Source organism: Homoserinimonas sp. OAct 916 (assembly GCF_003260275.1).
Classification (GTDB): Bacteria; Actinomycetota; Actinomycetes; order Actinomycetales; family Microbacteriaceae; genus OACT-916.
In genome coordinates this window covers 1-4,445 of record NZ_QJHB01000025.1, presented here as the reverse complement: position 1 = coordinate 4,445, position 4,445 = coordinate 1, and the positions used below count along the sequence as shown (strand labels likewise).

Annotated in this window: 7 protein-coding genes; 5 read left to right on the top strand and 2 right to left on the bottom strand. The window is 59.1% G+C overall.

Going from position 1 to position 4,445, the window contains the following annotated elements; all coding sequences use genetic code 11:
* Positions 1 to 247 precede the first annotated feature (247 nt).
* Entirely contained in the window at positions 248 to 535 is a 288-nt protein-coding gene (locus tag DL891_RS16425; protein ID WP_111721571.1) for a type II toxin-antitoxin system ParD family antitoxin, read from the top strand.
* A complete protein-coding gene (locus DL891_RS16420; RefSeq protein ID WP_111721570.1) occupies positions 535 to 894 on the top strand; it encodes a type II toxin-antitoxin system RelE/ParE family toxin in 360 nt (119 codons plus the stop codon). The genes DL891_RS16425 and DL891_RS16420 overlap by 1 nt, the downstream gene beginning before the upstream one ends.
* A 589-nt stretch (positions 895 to 1,483) precedes the next feature.
* Here DL891_RS16420 and DL891_RS16415 read toward each other — a convergent pair.
* Together DL891_RS16415 and DL891_RS16410 are read right to left on the bottom strand one after the other, a co-directional pair.
* A complete protein-coding gene (locus tag DL891_RS16415; RefSeq protein WP_111721569.1) occupies positions 1,484 to 1,813 on the bottom strand; it encodes a type II toxin-antitoxin system PemK/MazF family toxin in 330 nt (109 codons plus the stop codon).
* Complete coding sequence (locus DL891_RS16410; RefSeq protein WP_111721568.1) at positions 1,810 to 2,034, bottom strand: antitoxin MazE family protein; 225 nt, start codon at positions 2,032 to 2,034, stop codon at positions 1,810 to 1,812. Before DL891_RS16410 ends, DL891_RS16415 begins: the two co-directional genes overlap by 4 nt.
* A 118-nt stretch (positions 2,035 to 2,152) precedes the next feature.
* Between DL891_RS16410 and DL891_RS16405 the strand changes: the two genes are divergently transcribed.
* The 3 genes from DL891_RS16405 (at position 2,153) to DL891_RS16395 (ending at position 4,166) form a co-directional block, all read left to right on the top strand.
* Positions 2,153 to 2,554: a hypothetical protein gene (locus tag DL891_RS16405; RefSeq protein ID WP_111721567.1), complete on the top strand. Its 402-nt coding sequence runs from the start codon at positions 2,153 to 2,155 to the stop codon at positions 2,552 to 2,554.
* Positions 2,555 to 2,721: 167 nt separating this feature from the next.
* Positions 2,722 to 3,762 carry a hypothetical protein gene (locus DL891_RS16400; protein WP_111721566.1) on the top strand — a complete coding sequence of 347 codons (1,041 nt, stop codon included), beginning with the start codon at positions 2,722 to 2,724 and terminating at the stop codon, positions 3,760 to 3,762.
* Positions 3,759 to 4,166: a GntR family transcriptional regulator gene (locus tag DL891_RS16395; protein WP_111721565.1), complete on the top strand. Its 408-nt coding sequence runs from the start codon at positions 3,759 to 3,761 to the stop codon at positions 4,164 to 4,166. The genes DL891_RS16400 and DL891_RS16395 overlap by 4 nt, the downstream gene beginning before the upstream one ends.
* The last annotated feature ends 279 nt before the right edge of the window (positions 4,167 to 4,445 follow it).

The following is a 4,445-nucleotide window of genomic DNA, read 5'->3' as shown; positions in this document are numbered from 1 at the left end:
TGGCGCCAACGTCGTCCAGTTCGTCGATCCACACCCACAGCATCACACGCCGCAGACGATGTCGAACCCCCAGCAACTAACACCCAGAATCGTTCCCGCTTCTGAACCAACTCATCCTTTGACCACATGGGCAACACCTCACAGATAAACGAGTGTTGCAACGACCGGTTGAACCCAAGATCCTCTTACGGTGTCCCCCTACCAAATGCTAACCGATTGGCATAAAATGCCAATGGAGGTGGTTGTCGTGGCGACAAGGAATGTTGTGCTGAGTCAACGCCAGCACGAATTGGTTGATTCGTTGGTGAAGTCTGGGCGATACCAGAACGCCAGTGAGGTACTGCGTGAGGGCCTACGGGTTCTGGAGCGGCAAGAGGAGGAGAACGCAGCGAAGATTGCTGCCTTGCGTAATGCTGCCGACCAGGGCTGGTCAGATCTCGACTCGGGACGTTTCGATGACGTTGCTGATGCAAACCTCGATGACTTCATCGGACAGCTCGGGGCCCGCGCTGCGCGAACCCAACCAGCGGGCTGATGGCGAACTATCGTCTCAGCCATGCCGCTCAGGCCGACATCATTTCGATCCTTGGGTGGTCGGATGAGCAGTTCGGCGAAGAGGCACGCAAACGATACGAGTCGCTGATCGCCGCGGCCATTCGAGGCGCGGCATCGACGACCGATGATGCAGGGCACACACCTCGCCCCGAGCTCGGAGACGGTGTGTTTACCTGGCACTTGTCACAGAGCCGCACTCAGCCACCAGGAAGAAGTGTCCACCGTCCGCGGCATTTTCTCGTCTGCCGTCAAGACGGTGACGTGCTTGTCATCGGCCGGATCCTCCACGATGCCATGGATCTGAAGCGACACGTCGAGCCGGAGTCGCCTTGGGAGTAAGAGTCCAATTGCTAAGGATCTTGGCCATTACCGCAAGCCGATTCGCTACTGGGCGATCGAAAAGCCGGCTGCGGGATGTTCTGTCAGGCTTACCTAGCAGGTTCTCGTGACCGGAATACCAGCCAACCGAAGAATATTGTCGCTACAACCGGCATGACACTGCTGATCAGAACGACCCCCAAACGCCAATCAGGCGAGATTGAAACACCAACGATTAGTGCTATTCCGATAATTAGGATTGCAAGACTAAGAATTCCTGTCCAGCCCCCAGTCACAAGTCGTCGGTACTTCCGTACATTGAATTTCATGGCAAGAACGATTCCTCCGATCATCGTCGTTGATGCAACGTTTTGGTGCTGATGGATTGCCCGTGACGGTACCAACAAAGTAAGCACGGGGCAAGGGGACGAATCTCAGCAATGGCGTTCACTGCAATGCGGTTGAAACCGTGCTGTCGCGCAGACCGTGTGCCCGCAACCGGGTCGGCGAACGCAACAGAAAGTTCGCCGGTAGCCGATCCGCTATCAGCGCGCTTCGACCGCATTGACCGATTCGCTAACGCGACAGGATGGGTGTCGGCGGCGGAACATCACTCGGCAATACCGAGAAACACGACAAGTGCGCGGTCAAGTCGAATAAGGTCGGAGTCTTCAAGTCGTCCGAGTCGATCACTCACGTTTGCTCGCGGCATGGTCGTTATCTTGTCGACCATGATGTAGCTCTGGTGCTCAACCCCTGTGATCGCCGTCGGTTGAACAGGAATTCGACTCAGCGGCGCTTGAATCTCATTACTCGTCAGAGGACAAACAGTGACCGACGCGGTGCCATCGAACCGATCATCCTGGACGACGACCACCGGTCGTGGCTTACCGGTATAGGCACCTCGTGCCGCAGCGATGCAGATATCGCCTCGCCTCATTCGGCGGGCCCCGCATCGTCATCCCAATCCACGGATATGGCGTCAACGAACGCCTGATCATCCGCTTCGTGCTCACTGGCAGCGATCAGGGTCGATTGGCGGTGAGCTTCCGCGACGAACTCGGGAGCGCGGACGTCGGGCACCCAGATCTGGATCGGGCGAAGCCCTTGCTCCCGCAACCGCTGTCGATGTTCGCGGACCCGCTCTCGTGTGCTTGCCATACAAAAATGTTACATGTAACGATCTTGAAGCGCAACTGCCCACCTGCCCCGATAGCGGACCAGTTGCCGCTCCTCGAGGAGGCTTCTTATTGCCTGTGCACTCTGCGATGCTGAAGCGATGAGGCGCGCACTTGCCGTATTGATCGGTTTGGGATTGATGGCATCGATGTCGGGCTGCGAGGACGGGGGAACACCGTCCGAGCAACGTGCGCACGGGACGATCCTGCTCGCCGCATCCACCCAATCTGATTCTGGGGTGGACGCCCCGATTGCCGGGACACTCATTCGCACAGACTCTGGGTGCCTTGCCTTGGCAGCCGACAACGATATTCACGTGCTGCAGTTTCCGTTTGGAACGCGACTGGCCGATGACGGTGAAAGTGCGAACGTACCCGGCCTAGGAGTTGTTCGAACCGGGGAACGGATCGACGGCGCAGGCGGCTACATCGATGTGAGGTCCGCGCCAAAGGATTGCCACGACATCGCTGAGTTTGCCGTGTGGGAGCGAGTCGCGGACTGACCCGGTAGCCGATCCGTCAACGCGACGGTAGCGCAACCAATAGAGGATCCGCTAGCACGCAGACGGGCACGCTTTAAGTTGCACTATCTGCCTAGTACAAGCTTGTGCTAGGGTTTCAGCACAAGTCGTAATGTGTGTCATGGGTAGCCCGTTCTCCTGGAGGTCGAATGTTCCTGTCCATCTTGTTTACTATCAAGCAACTTCTGCCGCCGCTCGAGGTCGCACTCACTTTTGGCATTCTGTTGTTTGCTCTCTCGTGGATTCGGCCTCGACGCATCGTTTCGCTGCCGAAGACCGGGCAGCGCCGGATGGTGCTCGCGTGGACGGGAATTGTGGGCTCACTTCTGGTGGTGCTTGTCGCAACGATTGTCAGCATGATCGCTGTCGCCTCCCACACGTACCCCACGTCCGGATTCGACGGGTGGTGGCGACGGCCGGCACCGCTGTTCATTGCGACTGTGGTTGTTGTTGTCGCGGCCCTCGTCCTTCGTAGAACACCGCTTCCCGCGCCCGGCGAGCGGGCAATCGTTCCGCGTCGCCCATGGCATGCCTTCGTTTCAAAAGCATTGCTCTGGATCTCTGGTCTCACTGCGGGACTGCTGGCCGTTACGGCACTGTGGCAGGTCGTGATTGCGACATCCGCGCCCGAGGATGGGCGGTTCCTCGGAATCGTCCCGATCTACACCGACCTGCCGATCTATATGACCTTCAATAGCGGTTATGGCTATATAGCCGGCGCCGGGTGGCCGAATCATCTCGCAACACTGGTCGCACTCGCATTTGCCTGCGTCATTTTCGTTGTCGTACTGCGCGCCGACGCCAACCAGCCCCTGTTCGCCCGCTCGTCAGCAGCCAGCGTGCGCACTGAACGGGAACTGACCGCGCGCCTATTCACATTCATCCTGCTTGGTGGGCTCATCACAACACTCGGCGCTGTCTGGATGCACACCGGCTCGATCGGGCAGGCGCTTGTGGGCTTGGACCAACAGTGGGACCTGAACGACCCATCCGCCCCGCGCATCTACGTTGGAAGCGGCTATGACGCGATCGCCCGACCGATGAACCTGATGGGGTACCTGCTCCAGGCAACTGGTGTTGCATTCCTGCTCCGGCTCGCCGTCGATACTGCCCGGGCCGCTTTCGGGGTACGCCGCTCACCCGCAACTGCCCCGGACCACGAACCTTCTACGTCTGGTGCACGCCGATGACCAAGACAACGCCGAGTTCTGCCGACGAGATCGCCGAACTTTTCCGTGGAGCAATCCACTCGGGCCAACTTGGCGACGGCGAGCGTCTTCCCACCGTGCGACAGTCTGCACGGGACTTCGCTGTCGCACAGGCCACGGCCGCGAAGGCATACAAAACCCTCGAACAGGAGGGTCTCGTCGTCACGCGCACCGCTGCAGGTACCCGTGTCGCACCTGGCGCATCTCGAGCACCACAATCGGTTATCGAGCATGCGCGTTCTCTGGCCGAAGCAGGGGAAGACGCACAGGTGCCCCTCGACGACGTCATTGCGATCCTGCGAGCCGTCTGGAGAGCAGAAGAATCGATACCGCCGAATTCACTCCACGAGGGCGCTCAGCCTCCAATGTCGATGGCTGACGACTGACGCAGTCGTTCTCGCGTTTTGACACACAGAAAAGTCGCATCGGTCGAGGTCATGCGCCCGTAGAGCGGTGCGCCAGCGGGCACGGTTTCGAAGCCTCGCAACAGTGCGGTCAAGAGCCAATTTCAACTCGGACGGGGTGCCCGCATGGGATGGGCGGATTCAACCGGTCGTTGCAACGATGGGCTTTCCTGGCTCTGACATTAGCCGTTGCAGGGCTTGCGCGGGTGTAATCCCGCCGAGTGTTTTGCGTGGACGATCGTTGAGTTCGGTTGCGACTTC